The 17,560-nt window shown below is 69.9% G+C and carries 12 protein-coding genes; all 12 read right to left on the bottom strand.

Features of this window, described 5'->3' with window-relative positions; genetic code table 11:
* Positions 1 to 128 precede the first annotated feature (128 nt).
* The 12 genes from tuf to NLX85_RS12215 all read right to left on the bottom strand — a co-directional run bounded on the left by tuf (position 129) and on the right by NLX85_RS12215 (position 17,523).
* Entirely contained in the window at positions 129 to 1,322 is a 1,194-nt protein-coding gene (tuf, locus tag NLX85_RS12270; RefSeq protein ID WP_148430091.1) for an elongation factor Tu, read from the bottom strand.
* Between the two features lie 222 nt (positions 1,323 to 1,544).
* Complete coding sequence (fusA, locus tag NLX85_RS12265) at positions 1,545 to 3,641, bottom strand: elongation factor G (RefSeq protein ID WP_189195422.1); 2,097 nt, start codon at positions 3,639 to 3,641, stop codon at positions 1,545 to 1,547.
* 75 nt (positions 3,642 to 3,716) lie between these two features.
* Complete coding sequence (rpsG, locus tag NLX85_RS12260; protein ID WP_088647009.1) at positions 3,717 to 4,187, bottom strand: 30S ribosomal protein S7; 471 nt, start codon at positions 4,185 to 4,187, stop codon at positions 3,717 to 3,719.
* Between the two features lies 1 nt (position 4,188).
* Positions 4,189 to 4,563, bottom strand: a complete 375-nt coding sequence (rpsL, locus tag NLX85_RS12255) for a 30S ribosomal protein S12 (protein ID WP_007465318.1) — start codon at positions 4,561 to 4,563, stop codon at positions 4,189 to 4,191.
* Between the two features lie 531 nt (positions 4,564 to 5,094).
* Entirely contained in the window at positions 5,095 to 5,517 is a 423-nt protein-coding gene (locus tag NLX85_RS12250; protein ID WP_189195731.1) for a hypothetical protein, read from the bottom strand.
* 672 nt (positions 5,518 to 6,189) lie between these two features.
* Positions 6,190 to 6,558: a hypothetical protein gene (locus NLX85_RS12245; protein WP_254334609.1), complete on the bottom strand. Its 369-nt coding sequence runs from the start codon at positions 6,556 to 6,558 to the stop codon at positions 6,190 to 6,192.
* A 99-nt stretch (positions 6,559 to 6,657) separates the two neighbouring features.
* Entirely contained in the window at positions 6,658 to 10,545 is a 3,888-nt protein-coding gene (locus NLX85_RS12240; RefSeq protein WP_254334607.1) for a DNA-directed RNA polymerase subunit beta', read from the bottom strand.
* Between the two features lie 81 nt (positions 10,546 to 10,626).
* Positions 10,627 to 14,058 carry a DNA-directed RNA polymerase subunit beta gene (locus tag NLX85_RS12235; protein WP_254334605.1) on the bottom strand — a complete coding sequence of 1,144 codons (3,432 nt, stop codon included), beginning with the start codon at positions 14,056 to 14,058 and terminating at the stop codon, positions 10,627 to 10,629.
* A 572-nt stretch (positions 14,059 to 14,630) separates the two neighbouring features.
* Entirely contained in the window at positions 14,631 to 15,014 is a 384-nt protein-coding gene (gene rplL / locus NLX85_RS12230) for a 50S ribosomal protein L7/L12 (protein ID WP_107078674.1), read from the bottom strand.
* 54 nt (positions 15,015 to 15,068) lie between these two features.
* Entirely contained in the window at positions 15,069 to 15,614 is a 546-nt protein-coding gene (rplJ, locus tag NLX85_RS12225; protein ID WP_254334603.1) for a 50S ribosomal protein L10, read from the bottom strand.
* A 314-nt stretch (positions 15,615 to 15,928) separates the two neighbouring features.
* Positions 15,929 to 16,618, bottom strand: coding sequence for a hypothetical protein (locus NLX85_RS12220; RefSeq protein WP_254334601.1), 690 nt, complete (start codon positions 16,616 to 16,618; stop codon positions 15,929 to 15,931).
* A complete protein-coding gene (locus NLX85_RS12215; RefSeq protein WP_254334600.1) occupies positions 16,615 to 17,523 on the bottom strand; it encodes an ATP-binding cassette domain-containing protein in 909 nt (302 codons plus the stop codon). Before NLX85_RS12215 ends, NLX85_RS12220 begins: the two co-directional genes overlap by 4 nt.
* Positions 17,524 to 17,560 lie beyond the last annotated feature (37 nt).

Raw genomic sequence — 17,560 nt, 5'->3', positions numbered from 1 at the left:
CCACCCTACGCGAGACTGTCTGCCTCCCGGAGGTCCAGCGTTAACCGGACGCAGGCGACCGACCGTCGTTACGCAACCTGACTAGTATGCCGCACGACCGGCGGCGACGCTAATCGGGGTTACCCAGCTCACTTGATGATGTTGGTGACGCGACCAGCGCCGACCGTACGGCCACCCTCCCGGATCGCGAACTTGAGGTTTTCCTCCATCGCGATGGGCTGGATCAGCTTCACGGTCATCGTGGTGTTGTCGCCCGGCATGACCATCTCGGTGCCCTCGGGCAGCGTGACGACGCCGGTGACGTCCGTGGTGCGGAAGTAGAACTGCGGACGGTAGTTCTGGAAGAACGGGGTGTGCCGGCCGCCCTCCTCCTTGGAGAGGATGTAGACCGTCGCCTCGAACTCCGTGTGCGGGGTCGTGGTGCCCGGCTTGATGACGACCATGCCGCGCTCGACGTCCTCGCGCTTGATGCCGCGGAGGAGCAGACCGACGTTCTCGCCGGCCCGGGCCTCGTCGAGCAGCTTGCGGAACATCTCGATGCCGGTGCAGGTGGTCTTCATCGACTTCTCGCGGATGCCGACGATCTCCACCTCCTCGTTCGGCTTGAGGATGCCACGCTCGGCGCGACCGGTGACGACGGTGCCACGACCGGTGATCGTGAACACGTCCTCGATCGGCATGAGGAACGGCTTCTCGGTCTCGCGCTCCGGCTGCGGGATCGCGGTGTCGACGGCGTTCATGAGGTCCATGAGCTTGCCGGTCCACTCGGGGTCACCCTCGAGGGCCTTCAGCGCCGAGACCCGGACGACCGGCAGGTCGTCACCCGGGTACTCCTGCGACGAGAGCAGCTCGCGCACCTCGAGCTCGACGAGCTCCAGGAGCTCCTCGTCGTCGACCATGTCGCTCTTGTTGAGCGCCACGACGATGTACGGCACACCGACCTGACGGGCCAGCAGCACGTGCTCGCGGGTCTGCGGCATCGGGCCGTCGGTCGCCGCCACCACCAGGATCGCGCCGTCCATCTGGGCAGCACCGGTGATCATGTTCTTGATGTAGTCGGCGTGACCGGGGCAGTCGACGTGCGCGTAGTGACGCGCCTCGGTCTGGTACTCGACGTGCGCGATCGAGATCGTGATGCCGCGGGCCTTCTCCTCCGGCGCCTTGTCGATCTCGTCGAACGGCGTGTACGGGTTGAGGTCCGGGAACTGGTCGTGCAGGACCTTGGTGATGGCCGCCGTCAGCGTCGTCTTACCGTGGTCGATGTGACCAATGGTGCCGATGTTGACGTGCGGCTTAGTCCGCTCGAACTTCGCCTTCGCCACTGGTGTCCTCCTGTGGACTTTCTTGGTTCGTTCGCCCCGGTGCGCCGGGTCGGCGCTTAGGACTCTGTCGACAGCCTTTCCGACCTTACGGCCGGAGAGCCTTGGTGGGTTCTGCGGCGATGAAGCCTACAGGCCCGGATTCACACAACCCGACCGAGGTGGTCGCGGGCGGGAGAACCCTCCCGCGACCGCCCCGAATCATCCGATCAGCTCAGGTGAGCGTCACTCACCCGTCGCCTTGGCGATGATCTCCTTCGCCACGCTCTGCGGAACCTCGGCGTAGGAGTCGAACTGCATGCTGTAGCTAGCCCGGCCCTGGGTCTTCGACCGCAGGTCGCCGACGTAGCCGAACATCTCCGACAACGGCACCAGGGCCCGGACGATGCGGGCGCCGCTGCGCTCCTCCATCGCCTGGATGATGCCCCGCCGGGAGTTGAGGTCGCCGATGACGTCACCCATGTTTTCCTCAGGGGTGGTGACCTCAACGGCCATCATCGGCTCGAGCAGTGCGGGGTCGGCCTTGCGGGCCGCCTCCTTCATCACCATCGAGCCAGCGATCTTGAATGCCATTTCCGACGAGTCGACCTCGTGGTACTGGCCGTCCAGCAGCGTCAGCTTGACACCCACCAGCGGGAAGCCGGCGAGGATGCCGTACTGCATCGCGTCCTGGGCGCCCGCGTCCACCGACGGGATGAACTCCCGGGGGATGCGGCCACCGGTGACGGCGTTCGCGAACTCGTAGGTCGGCGAGTCGTTGTCCAGCGGCAGCGGCTCGATGCTCACGATCACGCGGGCGTACTGGCCGGAACCACCGGTCTGCTTCTTGTGGGTGTACTCGATCTTCTCCACCTTGCGGCGGATCGTCTCGCGGTACGCCACCTGCGGCTTGCCGATGTTCGCCTCGACGTTGAACTCGCGGCGCATCCGGTCGACCAGGATGTCCAGGTGCAGCTCACCCATGCCGGAGATGACCGTCTGACCGGTCTCCTCGTCCAGCTTGACGCGGAAGGTCGGGTCCTCCTCGGCCAGCCGCTGGATGGCGGTGCTGAGCTTCTCCTGGTCGGCCTTGGTCTTCGGCTCGATCGCGACCTCGATGACCGGCTCCGGGAAGGTCATCGACTCCAGGATGACCGGGTTGGCCGGGTCGCAGAGCGTGTCGCCGGTGGTGGTCTGCTTGAGACCCTGCACCGCGATGATGTCGCCAGCCTGGGCCGAGCCGCGCTCTTCCCGCTTGTTGGCGTGCATCTGGTAGATCTTGCCGATCCGCTCCTTGCGGTCCTTGGTGGAGTTGACCACCTGGGTACCGGTCTCGACCACACCGGAGTAGACCCGGACGTAGGTGAGCTTGCCGAGGTGCTTGTCGGTCTGGATCTTGAAGGCCAGGCCCGAGAACGGCTCGGCCTTCGACGGCTTCCGCTGCATCGGGGTCTCGCCGTCGGTGGCGGTGCCCTCGATGGCCGGGACGTCGAGCGGCGACGGCAGGTAGTCGACCACGGCGTCGAGCATGGGCTGCACGCCCTTGTTCTTGAACGCCGAGCCGCACAGCACCGGGTTGGCCTTGCTGGCGATGGTGGCACGCCGGATGGCGGCCTTGATCTCCTCGACGGAGATCTCCTCGCCCTCCAGGTACTTCTCCATCACCGAGTCGTCGACGTCGGCCAGGGTCTCCATCAGCTTCTCGCGCCACTCGGCCGCGGAGTCGGCCAGGTCGGCCGGGATCTCCTCGATCGCGTAGTCCTCACCCTTCTGGGTCTCCCCACGCCAGGTGAGCGCGCGCATGTTGATCAGGTCGACGACACCGATGTGGTCGCCCTCGAGCCCGATCGGGATCTGGAGCACCAGCGGGGTGGCGTTGAGCCGGTCGATCATCATCTGCACGCAGCGGAAGAAGTCGGCGCCGGTCCGGTCGAGCTTGTTGACGAAGCACATCCGCGGGACGTGGTACTTGTCGGCCTGCCGCCAGACGTTCTCCGTCTGGGGCTCCACGCCGGCGACACCGTCGTAGACCGCGACCGCACCGTCCAGCACCCGCAACGACCGCTCGACCTCGACCGTGAAGTCGACGTGACCGGGCGTGTCGATGATCTGGATCGTGTGGCCCTTCCACTCACACTTGGTAGCAGCGGAGGTGATGGTGATGCCACGCTCCTGCTCCTGCTCCATCCAGTCCATGACGGCAGCGCCCTCGTGGACCTCACCGATCTTGTACGTGATACCGGTGTAGAACAGGATCCGCTCGGTGGTCGTGGTCTTACCGGCATCGATGTGCGCCATGATGCCGATGTTGCGTACGTTGGCGAGCGCGTCTGCGGCGGCCACTTCAATCCCTACTTATCGTCGTCTAGACACAACTGGTGGTGGTTCCGGCGCCTCGTGGGCGCCGGAACCTGGGTGTTACCAGCGGTAGTGCGCGAAGGCCTTGTTGGACTCGGCCATCTTGTGCGTGTCCTCGCGCCGCTTGACGGCGGCGCCGAGGCCGTTGCTCGCGTCCAGCAGCTCGTTCATCAGCCGCTCGACCATGGTCTTCTCGCGACGGGCCTTGGAGTACGTCACCAGCCAGCGCAGGCCGAGGGTGGTCGCGCGGGCCGGACGAACCTCGACCGGCACCTGGTAGGTGGCGCCACCGACCCGGCGGCTGCGCACCTCGAGGGTGGGCTTGACGTTGTCCATCGCGCGCTTGAGCGTGACGACCGGGTCGGTGCCGCTCTTCTCGCGGCAACCCTCCAGGGCGGCGTACACGATGCGCTCGGCGAGCTGACGCTTGCCGCGCATCAGGATCTTGTTCACCAGCTGGGTGACCAGGGGCGAGTTGTACACCGGGTCAGCGACCAGCGGCTTCCGCGGAGCGGGTCCCTTACGCGGCATGTCAGCTCTTCTCCTTCTTCGCGCCGTAACGGCTGCGAGCCTGCTTGCGGTTGCGGACACCCTGGGTGTCCAGCGAGCCGCGAACGATCTTGTACCGCACGCCGGGGAGGTCCTTCACGCGGCCGCCGCGGACGAGCACGATCGAGTGCTCCTGCAGGTTGTGGCCGACGCCCGGGATGTAGGCGGTCACCTCGATCTGGCTGCTGAGCTTGACACGAGCGACCTTGCGCAGCGCCGAGTTCGGCTTCTTGGGGGTGGTGGTGTACACGCGGGTGCACACGCCGCGCCGCTGGGGAGACCCCTTGAGCGCCGGGGTCTTGGTCTTGGTCGTCTTGGCCTGGCGGCCCTTTCGGACCAGCTGCTGAATGGTGGGCACCGGGTTTCTCCGCTCCCTTCGGCCGCTGCGAGGCGACCGCGCCGTCTGCTCTAGCCGGCCTGATGGACGGCTCTCCTACATTCCAACCAGGGCCACCTGACGGGGGTCCCAGCACCCGCGGTCGGGCGTGTCGCCCGAGTCACGGTCCGGTGCGGCCGCTCGCGCGTCGTACCGGTTTCTGTCACCGGCGCAGGAAACTCCCGACGCCAGGTCTTGGGCTCTAGTCGTGCGGCCGCGCGATCACCGGCTGACCGGTTCCGACGCACGCACGCATTGCCCGGGCTGGCCCGGGCACAAGGGGAAAGAGTACCTACCACAGGCGCGCCGGTCAAAACGGAGCGGTCCTGCAAACCGCGTCGCGGTCCGCCGGCCGATCGCATCGTTCCCGCACGCCCGTCATGGGCACCTACGGTGACAAGTGTACCGGCTTCGCCGGCGCTCGGCCCGGCGGCCCCGGTTCCGCCCGCGCCCCCGACATCCGGGCAAACCGGTCGTAGCTGGTCAGCGTGCCGCCCGACCGGACGGCCGGTCTCACGTGATCTGCACCACCAGGGCCAGGGCGAGCCCGCCCAGGCTGACCAGCAGGCCCACTCCCCCGCAGCTGAGCCCCGCCACGGCCAGGCCGCGCCCCGTGAACCGGACCGCCGGCGGCGGCGCCGGCCGCCGGATCTGCCGCCGGGCCAGCAGCCCCGCCACGACGGCCGCCGTGCCGGCGATCGCCCCGAGCACGGTGAACGCCCCGGCGGCCCACGCCCCGCCGTAGTTGGGCCCGGCCACACCGAAGCAGAGGACCAGCAGCGACACCAGGATCGAGGCGATCCCGGTGACCAGCGACCCGATGGCGAGCCCCGACGTCACCGGCGGCACGTCCAGGTGGACCACCCCGAACGGGGTGCCCGGGACCGCGTCGACCCGCTTCGGCGGGCGCGGCGCCTCGCGCGGGGGCGGCGGCACCGCCGCGGGGGGCGCCGATCCCCAGCCGCCGGCCGGCGCGCTCCCCGGCGCGGCCCACCCACCGCCGGGCGGTGGCTGGTGCCCCGGGTACGCCCCGGACGCCGGCCGACCCGCCGGAGCGGACGGCCCGAAGTGCGGCCCGGGAACGGGCGGGGCGCCGTACCCGGCGTGGTGCGACGGCGAGCCAGACGGGACCGAGGGCCCAGCGCCGTAACCGGCATGGTGCGGCGGCGAGCCGGGTGGGGTCGACGGTCCGGGCGCGCCAGGGACGCCGTATCCGGCGTGGTGCGGCGGGGAGCCGGGCGGAGCCGGCGGGTACGGCCCGGCGGGCGGCCAGGACCCGGGCGGCGCGGACTGGGGCGAGGTCGGCTCGGGTGAGGCGGACCGGGGCGGGACGGGCGCCGGCGCGTACCCCGTGGGTGTGGTCTCCGGTGACGCGCCGGAGCCCCCGGCGGACCCGGCGTCCGGTCCGGCCCAGGGGCTGGCCGGCGGCGGCCCGCCGGCGTCCGGCCCGGTGCCGGGGCGGGTCCGGTCGCCTCCCGGCGGCGGGGCCGGTTCCGTCACGGGGTCCTCCTGTCGATGTGGCTCGCCCGCCGCGCGGCGGGACACCGGCCAGGCTACCGTCGCGGGTCTCGCCGGCGGGGCCGGGCGCGGGGGCGCTCCCCCGGCGGGTCAGTCGACGTTCGGGGCGAAGTCGTGCCCGAACGGGGCCCCGGCCAGCCGGACCACGCCGATCACCACGGCCGCCACGATGGCCACGGCCGCGAGCAGCAGGCCCGTCCAGGCCAGCTGCTCGCCCCGGCGCAGCCAGCCGGCGCCGGTGAGGAAACCACCCGAGACGTACGCCTCGCGGCGGGCCTGCCGGGCGAGGGCGAGCGCGATGGTCGCGGGCACCACCCCGCCCACGAAGAAGCCGGTGAGCGCCCCGATCAGCCCGAGGGCGAAGACCGCGCGCGCCTTGGTCGAGCGGACCGGCTCGGGGTCGAGCGGATGGCGGTGCCCCTGCTGGGCGGCCGGCACCTGCCCGGGCACGGTCGTCATGCCCACCATCATGCCCCGCCGTGCCGGTCGAGGGGTCCACGGCCGCGGGACGCGACGAGGCCCCCGGCGGGTGCCGGGGGCCTCGTCGTTTCCTGCTGCTTAGCGGTACGACCCGAAGTCGAAGTCGTCCAGCGGCACCGCCTGGCCGCTGGCCGGCCCGAAGCCGTAGTCGGTCTCCGGGTAGCCGGTCATCGAGTAGACCTTGGCCTTCGCCTCCTCGGTCGGCTCCACCCGGACGTTGCGGTACTTGCTGATGCCCGTACCGGCCGGGATGAGCTTACCGATGATCACGTTCTCCTTGAGGCCGATCAGCGAGTCGCTGCGGGCGTGGATCGCCGCGTCCGTCAGCACCCGGGTGGTCTCCTGGAAGGAGGCCGCCGACAGCCAGGAGTCCGTGGCCAGCGAGGCCTTGGTGATACCCATCAGCACCGGGCGACCGGCGGCGGGCTCGCCACCCTCGCCGACGAGCCGGCGGTTCTCCGACTCGAACAGCGCCCGGTCGACCAGCACGCCCGGCAGGAACTCGGTCGAGCCGGAGTCGATGACCGTCACCCGCTTGAGCATCTGGCGGATGATGATCTCGATGTGCTTGTCGTGGATGAGCACACCCTGCGAGCGGTAGACCTCCTGGACCTCCTGGGTCAGGTGGACCTGGACCGCGCGCGGGCCGAGGATGCGCAGCAGCTCGTGAGGGTCGATGGTGCCCTCGGTGAGCTTCTCGCCGACCTCGACGTGGTCGCCGTCGTGCGCCCGGAGCCGGACCCGCTTCGAGATCTTGTCGTAGACGATCTCGTCGCTGCCGTCGTCCGGGATGACGACGATCTTGCGGGACCGCTCGCCGTCCTCGATCCGGATCCGACCCGGGGTGTCGGCGATGGGCGCCTTACCCTTCGGGACCCGGGCCTCGAAGATCTCCTGGACACGGGGCAGACCCTGGGTGATGTCCTCACCCGCGACGCCACCGGTGTGGAAGGTACGCATCGTCAGCTGCGTGCCCGGCTCACCGATCGACTGGGCGGCGATGATGCCGACCGCCTCGCCGACGTCCACGGTCTTGCCGGTCGGCAGCGAGCGGCCGTAGCACGCACCGCAGACGCCCAGCTTCGACTCGCAGGTGAGCACGCTGCGCACCCGCACCGTCTCCGTCCCGGCGGCGACGATCGCGTCGACCAGGATGGAGTTGATGTCCTGGCCGCGGTGGGCGACCACGTTGCCGTCCGGGCCCTTGATGTCGTCGGCCAGGGTGCGGGCGTGCACGCTGGTCTCGGCGTGCTCGTGCACGACGAGCTTGCCGTCGACCCGCTCGCCGATCTGCATCGGGATGGCACGGTCGGTGCCGCAGTCCTCCTCGCGGATGATGACGTCCTGCGAGACGTCCACCAGACGCCGGGTCAGGTAACCCGAGTCGGCGGTACGCAGGGCGGTGTCCGCGAGACCCTTCCGGGCGCCGTGCGTGGAGATGAAGTACTCCAGCACGGACAGACCCTCCCGGTACGAGGCCTTGATCGGCCGCGGGATGATCTCGCCCTTGGGGTTGGCCACCAGACCACGGATCGCCGCGATCTGCCGGAGCTGGAGCAGGTTACCGCGGGCGCCCGAGTTGATCATCTTCCACAGCGGGTTCTCCTGCGGCAGCGCGGTGTCCATCTCCTTGGCGACCTCGTTGGTCGCCTTGGTCCAGATCTCGATGAGCTCGCCGCGACGCTCCTCGGCGGTCATCAGACCACGCTGGTACTGCTTGTCGATCCGGTCGGCTTCCTTCTCGTACCGCTCCAGGATCTCCCGCTTGCGCGGCGGAGCGATGACGTCCTCCATGCCGATGGTGACGCCGGACCAGGTGGCCCAGTGGAAACCGGCCTCCTTGAGCCCGTCCAGGGTGGCCGCCAGGGCCACCTTCGGGAAGCGCTCGGCGAGGTCGTTGACGATCGCGGAGAGCTGGCCCTTGCGGATCTCGTAGTTCACGAAGCGGTAGCCCTGCGGCAGCGTCTCGTTGAACAGGACCCGGCCCAGGGTGGTCTCCACCGTCACCGGCTCGCCCTCGACCCAGCCCTCGGGCGCGACCCACGGCTCGGCGCCGGCGCCGTTGTCGACACCGACGATGCCGCGCAGGCGGATCTTGACCGGGGTCTGCAGGTGCAGCTCACGGTTGTCGTACGCCATCCGCGCCTCGGCGTCCGAGCTGAACGCCCGGCCCTCGCCCTGCCCACCCGGGGTGAGGTGGGTGAGGTGGTAGAGGCCGATGACCATGTCCTGGGTGGGCATGGTGACCGGCTTGCCGTCGGCCGGCTTGAGGATGTTGTTCGACGACAGCATCAGGATCCGCGCCTCGGCCTGGGCCTCGGCGGACAGCGGCACGTGGACCGCCATCTGGTCACCGTCGAAGTCGGCGTTGAACGCGGTGCAGACCAGCGGGTGGATCTGGATGGCCTTGCCCTCGACCAGCTGCGGCTCGAAGGCCTGGATGCCCAGCCGGTGCAGGGTCGGCGCCCGGTTCAGCAGGACCGGGTGCTCACCGATGACCTCTTCCAGCACGTCCCACACGACCGGCCGCTGCCGCTCGACCATCCGCTTGGCGGACTTGATGTTCTGCGCGTGGTTGAGGTCCACCAGCCGCTTCATCACGAACGGCTTGAACAGCTCCAGCGCCATCTGCTTGGGCAGGCCGCACTGGTGCAGCTTGAGCTTCGGGCCGACCACGATGACCGAACGGCCGGAGTAGTCGACGCGCTTGCCGAGCAGGTTCTGGCGGAACCGGCCCTGCTTGCCCTTGAGCATGTCGGAGAGCGACTTCAGCGGGCGGTTGCCCGGACCGGTGACCGGCCGGCCGCGACGGCCGTTGTCGAACAGCGCGTCGACGGCCTCCTGGAGCATCCGCTTCTCGTTGTTGACGATGATCTCGGGCGCGCCGAGGTCGATCAGCCGCTTGAGGCGGTTGTTCCGGTTGATCACCCGGCGGTACAGGTCGTTCAGGTCGGAGGTCGCGAAGCGGCCACCGTCCAGCTGCACCATCGGACGCAGGTCCGGCGGGATGACCGGGACGCAGTCCAGCACCATGCCGAGCGGCGAGTTGCGGGTGTTCTGGAACGCCGCCACGACCTTGAGCCGCTTGAGCGCCCGGATCTTCCGCTGGCCCTTGCCGGACCGGATGGTCTCGCGCAGGCTCTCGGCCTCGGCCTCCAGGTCCATGTTCTGGACCAGCGCCTTGATGGCCTCGGCGCCCATGCTGCCGGTGAAGTACTCGCCGAAGCGGTCGCGCAGCTCGCGGTAGAGCAGCTCGTCGGTGACCAGCTGCTTCGGCTCGAGCTTGCGGAAGGTGTCGAGGACCTCGTCGAGGCGGTCGATCTCGCGCTGGGCCCGGTCGCGGATCTGGCGCATCTCGCGCTCTCCGCCCTCCTTGACCTTGCGCCGGACGTCCGCCTTCGCGCCCTCGGCCTCCAGCTCGGCCAGGTCGGCCTCGAGCTTGGCGGCCCGCTTCTCGATCTCCGAGTCGCGGCTGTTCTCGGCCTGCCGCTTCTCGGCCAGGATCTCGTTCTCGATGGTCGAGAGGTCACGGTGACGCGCTTCGGCGTCCACGCTCGTCACGACGTACGAGGCGAAGTAGATGATCTTTTCGAGGTCCTTCGGGGCGAGGTCCAGCAGGTAGCCCAGCCGGCTCGGCACGCCCTTGAAGTACCAGATGTGGGTCACCGGAGCGGCCAGCTCGATGTGACCCATCCGCTCCCGGCGAACCTTGGAGCGGGTCACCTCGACGCCGCAGCGCTCGCAGATGATGCCCTTGAAGCGGACCCGCTTGTACTTACCGCAGTAGCACTCCCAGTCCCGCTGCGGACCGAAGATCTTCTCGCAGAAGAGCCCGTCCTTTTCCGGCTTCAGGGTGCGGTAGTTGATGGTCTCGGGCTTCTTGACCTCGCCGTGGGACCACTGACGGATGTCGTCGGCGGTGGCGAGACCGATGCGCAGCTCGTCGAAGAAGTTGACGTCGAGCACTATGTCCCCTATGTCGTCGTCTGTACTGCTTAGCTAACGGGCGGGGTCGGGAGCCGGCGGACCGGCTCCCGACCGCTCGCCTCAGACCTCTTCGACCGAGCTCGGCTCGCGCCGGGACAGGTCGATGCCCAGCTCCTCCGCGGCCCGGAACACCTCGTCGTCGGTCTCACGCATCTCCAGGGCAACGCCGTCGCTGGAGAGCACCTCGACGTTGAGGCACAGCGACTGCAGCTCCTTGAGCAGCACCTTGAACGACTCCGGGATGCCCGGCTCGGGGATGTTCTCGCCCTTGACGATCGCCTCGTAGACCTTCACCCGGCCGAGGACGTCGTCGGACTTGATGGTCAGCAGCTCCTGCAGGGCGTAGGCGGCGCCGTACGCCTGCATGGCCCAGCACTCCATCTCACCGAAGCGCTGGCCACCGAACTGCGCCTTACCACCCAGCGGCTGCTGCGTGATCATCGAGTACGGGCCGGTCGACCGGGCGTGGATCTTGTCGTCGACCAGGTGGTTGAGCTTCAGGATGTAGACGTAGCCGACCGCGATCGGGTCCGGCAGCGGCTCACCGGAGCGACCGTCGAACAGCTGCGCCTTGCCGGTGCGCCCGATCAGCTGCTTGCCGTCCCGGTTGGGCAGGGTCGACCCCAGCAGACCGGAGATCTCCTCCTCGCGGGCACCGTCGAAGACCGGAGTGGCCACGTTGGTGTCCGGCTCGGACTCGTGCGCCTCGATCGAGCGGAGCTGGCGCTTCCACTCCTCGTCGTCGCCGTCCACGCTCCAGCCCGTCTTGGCCACCCACCCGAGGTGGGTCTCCAGGACCTGGCCGATGTTCATCCGGGACGGCACACCGAGCGGGTTCAGCACGATGTCGACCGGGGTGCCGTCCTCCAGGAACGGCATGTCCTCGATCGGCAGGATCTTGGAGATGACGCCCTTGTTGCCGTGGCGGCCCGCGAGCTTGTCACCGTCCTGGATCTTGCGCTTCTGGGCCACGTAGACCCGGACCAGCTCGTTCACGCCCGGGGGCAGCTCGTCGCCGTCCTCGCGGGAGAAGGTACGCACGCCGATGACCGTGCCGGTCTCGCCGTGCGGCACCTTCAGCGAGGTGTCACGGACCTCGCGCGCCTTCTCACCGAAGATCGCGCGGAGCAGCCGCTCCTCGGGGGTCAGCTCGGTCTCGCCCTTGGGCGTGACCTTGCCGACCAGGATGTCGCCGGGGACGACCTCGGCGCCGATCCGGATGATGCCGCGCTCGTCGAGGTCGGCGAGCATCTCCTCGCTGACGTTCGGGATGTCGCGGGTGATCTCCTCCGGGCCGAGCTTGGTGTCCCGGGCGTCGACCTCGTGCTCCTCGATGTGGATCGAGGTGAGCACGTCCTGCTGCACGAGGCGCTGCGACAGGATGATCGCGTCCTCGTAGTTGTGGCCCTCCCAGCACATGAACGCCACGAGCAGGTTGCGCCCGAGCGCCATCTCGCCCTCGTCGGTGCACGGACCGTCGGCGATGACCTGGCCGGCCTCGACGCGGTCGCCCTCGAAGACGACCGGCTTCTGGTTGACGCAGGAGCCGGCGTTGGAGCGGCGGAACTTGTGCAGCAGGTACGTCCGGCGGTGGCCGTCGTCCTGGTGGACCGTGATGTAGTCCGCGCAGAGGTCCTCGACCACACCGCCGACCTCGGCGACGACGACGTCACCGGCGTCCACGGCCGCGCGGTACTCCATGCCCGTGCCCACCAGCGGCGCCTCGGCCTTGACCAGCGGCACCGCCTGACGCTGCATGTTCGCGCCCATGAGCGCGCGGTTGGCGTCGTCGTGCTCGAGGAACGGGATCATCGCGGTCGCGACCGAGGTCATCTGCCGCGGCGACACGTCCATGTAGTCGACGGCCGACGGCGCCACGTCCTCGGTCTCGCCACCCTTACGGCGGACCAGGACGCGGTCCTCGGCGAACGACCCGTCCGACTTCAGCGGGGCGTTGGCCTGCGCCTTGACGAACCGGTCCTCCTCGTCCGCGGTCAGGTAGTCGATCTGGTCGGTGACCCGACCGTCGACGACCTTCCGGTACGGCGTCTCGATGAAGCCGAACGGGTTGACCCGGGCGAAGGTGGAGAGCGCGCCGATCAGGCCGATGTTCGGGCCTTCCGGCGTCTCGATCGGGCACATCCGGCCGTAGTGGGACGGGTGCACGTCACGGACCTCGAAGCCGGCCCGCTCCCGGGACAGACCACCCGGGCCGAGCGCGCTCAGCCGGCGCCGGTGGGTCAGGCCCGCCAGCGGGTTGGTCTGGTCCATGAACTGGGACAGCTGCGACGTGCCGAAGAACTCCTTGATCGCCGCCACCACCGGGCGGATGTTGATCAGGGTCTGCGGCGTGATCGCCTCGACGTCCTGGGTGGTCATCCGCTCGCGGACGACCCGCTCCATGCGGGAGAGACCGACCCGGACCTGGTTCTGGATCAGCTCGCCCACGGTACGCAGGCGCCGGTTGCCGAAGTGGTCGATGTCGTCGGCCTCGTAGCCCTCCTCACCGGCGTGCAGCCGGCAGAGGTACTCCACGGTGGCGACGATGTCGTCCTCGGTCAGCGTGCCGGTGGTGATCGGCACGTCCAGCTCGAGCTTCTTGTTGAACTTGTAACGCCCGACCTTGGCGACGTCGTACCGCTTCGGGTTGAAGAAGAGGTTGTCGAGCAGGGTCTGGGCGTTCTCGCGGGTCGGCGGCTCGCCAGGGCGGAGCTTCCGGTAGATGTCGAGCAGCGCCTCGTCCTGCCCGGCGATGTGGTCCTTCTCGAGCGTGGTCATCATGAGCTCGGACCAGCCGAACTTCTCGCGGATCTGCTCCGCAGACCACCCGATGGCCTTGAGCAGGACGGTGACGGCCTGCCGGCGCTTGCGGTCGATGCGGACGCCAACCGTGTCGCGCTTGTCGATGTCGAACTCCAGCCAGGCGCCCCGGCTCGGGATCACCTTGACGCTGGAGAGGTCGCGGTCGGAGGTCTTGTCCGGCTGCTTGTCGAAGTAGACGCCCGGCGAGCGGACGAGCTGGCTGACCACGACGCGCTCGGTGCCGTTGATGATGAAGGTGCCCTTCGGCGTCATCATCGGGAAGTCACCCATGAACACCGTCTGGCTCTTGATCTCGCCAGTGGTGTTGTTGGTGAACTCCGCGGTCACGAACAGCGGGGCGCAGTAGGTCAGGTCCTTCTCCTTGCACTCCTCGATCGAGGCCTTGACCTCGTCGAAGCGCGGAGCCGAGAAGGAAAGCGACATGGTGCCGGAGAAGTCCTCAATGGGACTGATCTCGTCGAGGATCTCCGCGAGACCCGAGCGTGCGTGCGGGTCGTCCGCCGACCGGCCCTGCCAAGCCTCGTTGCCGACGAGCCAGTCGAAGGACTCGTTCTGGATGGCAAGGAGGTTGGGGACCTCGAGGTGTTCGGTAATCCGACCGAAAGAAACTCGGCGGGGCGCGAATGCGCTCGACGTACGACTGGTCTTCGCAGGGCGGGAAGCTGCCAAGATGCGTCCTTCCGAGGACCGGTGCTGCAGAACGGCTGGTACGCGTGCACTCCAATGACCCCACCAGAAATATCCGTAAACGGACATTTCCGAGCAGGGGTCAAGTCGGAATGCAGCGCAAACTAGCAGTGTAGCCGAGAGGCTAACCGCTGTCCAGCCCACCCCGCAGGTCGTCGCGGAACTTGCCTCGGGACCTCGGAAAACCGGGTCAACCGGGCTGCTCGGAACGCGACGTTCCTGCCGGTCCGCTCAGGCGCAGCGGCGGTGGTGCTGCCGTTGCCTTACCCGAGAGGCGGCCGTTGCAAGCGCGGAAGGTCTTGCTGGTGTCAGCGTGCCTGTCGGGCCCGTGCCGCGTCAAGGGCCGGTTACCGCTCGGGGTGTCTTTCCCACCGACGGGCTACCGACAGACACCGCCGTGACCCCGGTACGCCGGACGCGGACGCCCTGCTCACGCCGCTGCCACCGGTAGCACCAACACGGCGGGCGGCGATCCGGTTCCCGGATCGCCGCCCGCCGCGACGCGATGTGCCCCGACTCACGTGAGCCGGACGCGCGTCAGGTCGAACTCAAGGTCACTTGAGGGTGACCTTGGCGCCCTCGCCCTCGAGCTTGGCCTTGGCCTTCTCGGCGGTCTCCTTGTTGGCCTTCTCCAGGACGGCCTTCGGAGCGGCCTCGACCAGGTCCTTGGCCTCCTTGAGGCCCAGGCCGGTCAGCTCGCGCACGACCTTGATGACCTGGATCTTCTTGCCACCGTCGGCGTCGAGGATGACGTCGAACTCGTCCTTCTCCGGCTCGGCCTCGGCCGGGGCGGCACCCGGGGCGGCGGCGGCCATCGCGACCGGAGCCGCGGCGGTGACCTCGAAGGTCTCCTCGAACTGCTTCACGAACTCGGAGAGCTCGATCAGCGTCATCTCCTTGAACGCGTCGAGCAGCTCGTCGGTGCTGAGCTTCGCCATGTCTGGCGTCCTTTCTGAAAGTGAAAACTAAGAACGTGGGTGCGCCGCGGGGCCTCAGGCCGCCTCGGCGCCCTCCTTCTCGCGCTTGTCCGCCAGGGCGGCCGCCGCGCGGGCAGCCTTGGAGAGCGGAGCCTGGAACAGGGCCGCGGCCTTGCTCAGGTTGCCCTTCATCGCGCCGGCCAGCTTGGCCAGCAGCACCTCACGGGACTCCAGGTCGGCGAGCTTCGTGACCTCGGCCGCGGAAATGGCCTTGCCCTCGAAGACACCGCCCTTGATGACGAGCTTCGGGTTGGCCTTCGCGAAGTCGCGAAGCCCCTTCGCCGCCTCGACGACGTCGCCCGAAACGAAAGTCAGCGCGGTAGGACCGGAGAACAGCTCGTCGAGGCCGGAGATGCCCGCATCGGTCGCGGCACGCTTGGCAAGCGTGTTCTTCGCGACCGTGTAGCTGGTCTCCTTGCCGAGCGAGCGCCGCAGCTGGGTGAGCTGCGAAACCGTGAGCCCGCGGTACTCGGTCAGCACGGTCGCCCCCGCGTTGCGGAAGCTCTCGGTCAGCTCGGCGACGGCCGTGGCCTTGTCGGCCCGGATCGGCTTGTCCGCCATGTCCCTCCTCTCTCGTTGCTCGGAGCTGGTACGCCGGCGACGAGCGGACGCTCGCGACGGCGGCGGAGGCATCACGACAACGAGAAAAGCCCCGGCGCAGGGCGCACGGGGCGAGGGCCGGCACCGTGGACGCGGTCGGCGGACCACGTACAGCACCGAGTTTCGCTTGCCGCCCTGCGCGGGTCGCCCGTCATCGCGGGACCTTCGACCGTGCCAGGGCACGGTGACCAGCGGTCTCTGGGTGGAACTACGCGCCAAAGGTTACGCGACGTGTCCCGTTACCGCCAAATCGCCCCCGGAGTGCTCCCGGTCACTCAGGCGCGGCTCCGGCGGCCCCAGGCGTAGCCGGCCAGCACCACGGCCGCCCAAACCAGCGCCCAGGCGGTCAGCAGCAGGCCGGTGGGGGCCGCGAGCGGGCCGGCCAGCGCCCGGGCGGTGGGCAGCACCGGGGGCGCCAGCCAGGGCGCCACCGAGCCGGAGAGGCCCAGGACCAGCGCGCCCACCCCGCCGAGGGTGAGCACGGCGACGCCGTAGCCGGCGCTGCGGGTGATCGCCCGGCAGGCCAGGGCGCCCAGCCCGACCGCCGCCGGCAGGGCCAGCAGGTGGGCCCAGAGACCGAGCGCCAGCCCCTCGACCAGCGGCCGGTCCCCCGGCCCGGCCGGGCCGGTCACCCCGCCGACCAGCCAGGGGAAGACCAGCGCGACGGCCACCGTGCCGAGGCCGGCCACGGCCGCCGCGAGCAGGCCGGCGGCCCGCTCCCGGGCCGGGCCGAGGACCACCCGGGCCAGCCGGCGCTGCACGTCGGGCTCGACGTCGAGCAGGATCTTGGTCTGCCAGGCCAGCACCGGGAAGAGCACCACCGCCGAGACGCCGTAGGCCTCCGCGGGCTGGGCCCGGCCGCCGCCGTAGAGGACGCCGAGGGCGAGCAGGCCGGCCAGCACCGGGGCCAGCGCCCTTCCGGTACGCAGGAAGCCGGCCAGCCGCAGCCGGACCAGGGCGATCACCGGGCCACCTCCGAGGCGGGACCGGAGCCGCCGGGCGCGCCGGACAGGGGGGCCTCACCGGGGGCGGGAGCCGGCCGGCCGCGCTCGCCGGGCGGTCCGGCCTCGGAGAGAAGGCCCTCGGCAGCGGCGCAGGGCGGGGAGTCGGACCCGGGTCGCGTGGCGGGGGGCGGGACGGCGTGGTCGCGTACCCGAAGGACGTGGTGGCCGTCGGCGCGCAACCGGGCGACGGCGGCGGCGACCCCGGCGGCCGGGACCGACAGCTCGACCACGACGGTGGCCGTGGCCCCGGGCGGCGCCGCCTCGGTGACCGTGCCGTCGGCGACCGACCAGTGCCGGGCGCCGGGGAGCCGGACGGTCTCGCCGCGGTGGTCGCTGACCAGCACCGTGCCGCCGTCGGCCAGCACCTCGTCGACCACCTCGGGCACAAGTTCGCGGGCGGCGGCGTCCAGCCCCTCCCAGGGCTCGTCGAGGACGAGCAGGCCGGGCGGGCGGAGCAGCGCCTGGGCCAGGCCGACCTTCTGCGCGGTGCCCTTGGACAGCTCGGGCAGCCGCACCCCGTGGAAGCGCGCCAGGCCGAGCCGGTCGACCCAGCGCCGCACCGCCCGCTCGGCCTCGGCGCCGGGCAGGCCGGCCACCCGGGCCATCGCGGCGAGGTAGGCGCCCACGGTGAAGGGCTGGTCGGCGGGGAAGCGCTCCGGCACCCAGCCGACGGCGGCGGGCCGGTCGACCACCCGGCCCCGCGTGGGCCGCAGCACGCCGGCGGCGAGGTGGAGCAGGGTGGACTTGCCCACCCCGTTGCGCCCGAGCACCACCGCCACCTCGCCCGGGCCGATCGCCACGTCGGTTTCCCGCAGCACCCACGGGCCGCGCCGCTGGTACCGCAGCCAGACGCCTTCCAGCCGCATGCGCCGAGCCTGCCACACCGGACAGACGGACGGGGCC

Source organism: Micromonospora sp. A3M-1-15 (genome assembly GCF_024213425.1).
GTDB lineage: Bacteria > Actinomycetota > Actinomycetes > Mycobacteriales > Micromonosporaceae > Micromonospora > Micromonospora chersina.
This window is presented reverse-complemented; position numbering and strand designations above follow the sequence as displayed.

Coding starts and splice junctions, on each gene's coding strand:
- rpsG (WP_088647009.1), bottom strand. CDS start 4,187: ATGCCGCGTAAGGGACCCGCTCCGCGGAAGCCGCTGGTCGCTGACCCG.
- NLX85_RS12245 (WP_254334609.1), bottom strand. CDS start 6,558: ATGACGACCGTGCCCGGGCAGGTGCCGGCCGCCCAGCAGGGGCACCGC.
- rplL (WP_107078674.1), bottom strand. CDS start 15,014: ATGGCGAAGCTCAGCACCGACGAGCTGCTCGACGCGTTCAAGGAGATG.
- rplJ (WP_254334603.1), bottom strand. CDS start 15,614: ATGGCGGACAAGCCGATCCGGGCCGACAAGGCCACGGCCGTCGCCGAG.
- NLX85_RS12215 (WP_254334600.1), bottom strand. CDS start 17,523: ATGCGGCTGGAAGGCGTCTGGCTGCGGTACCAGCGGCGCGGCCCGTGG.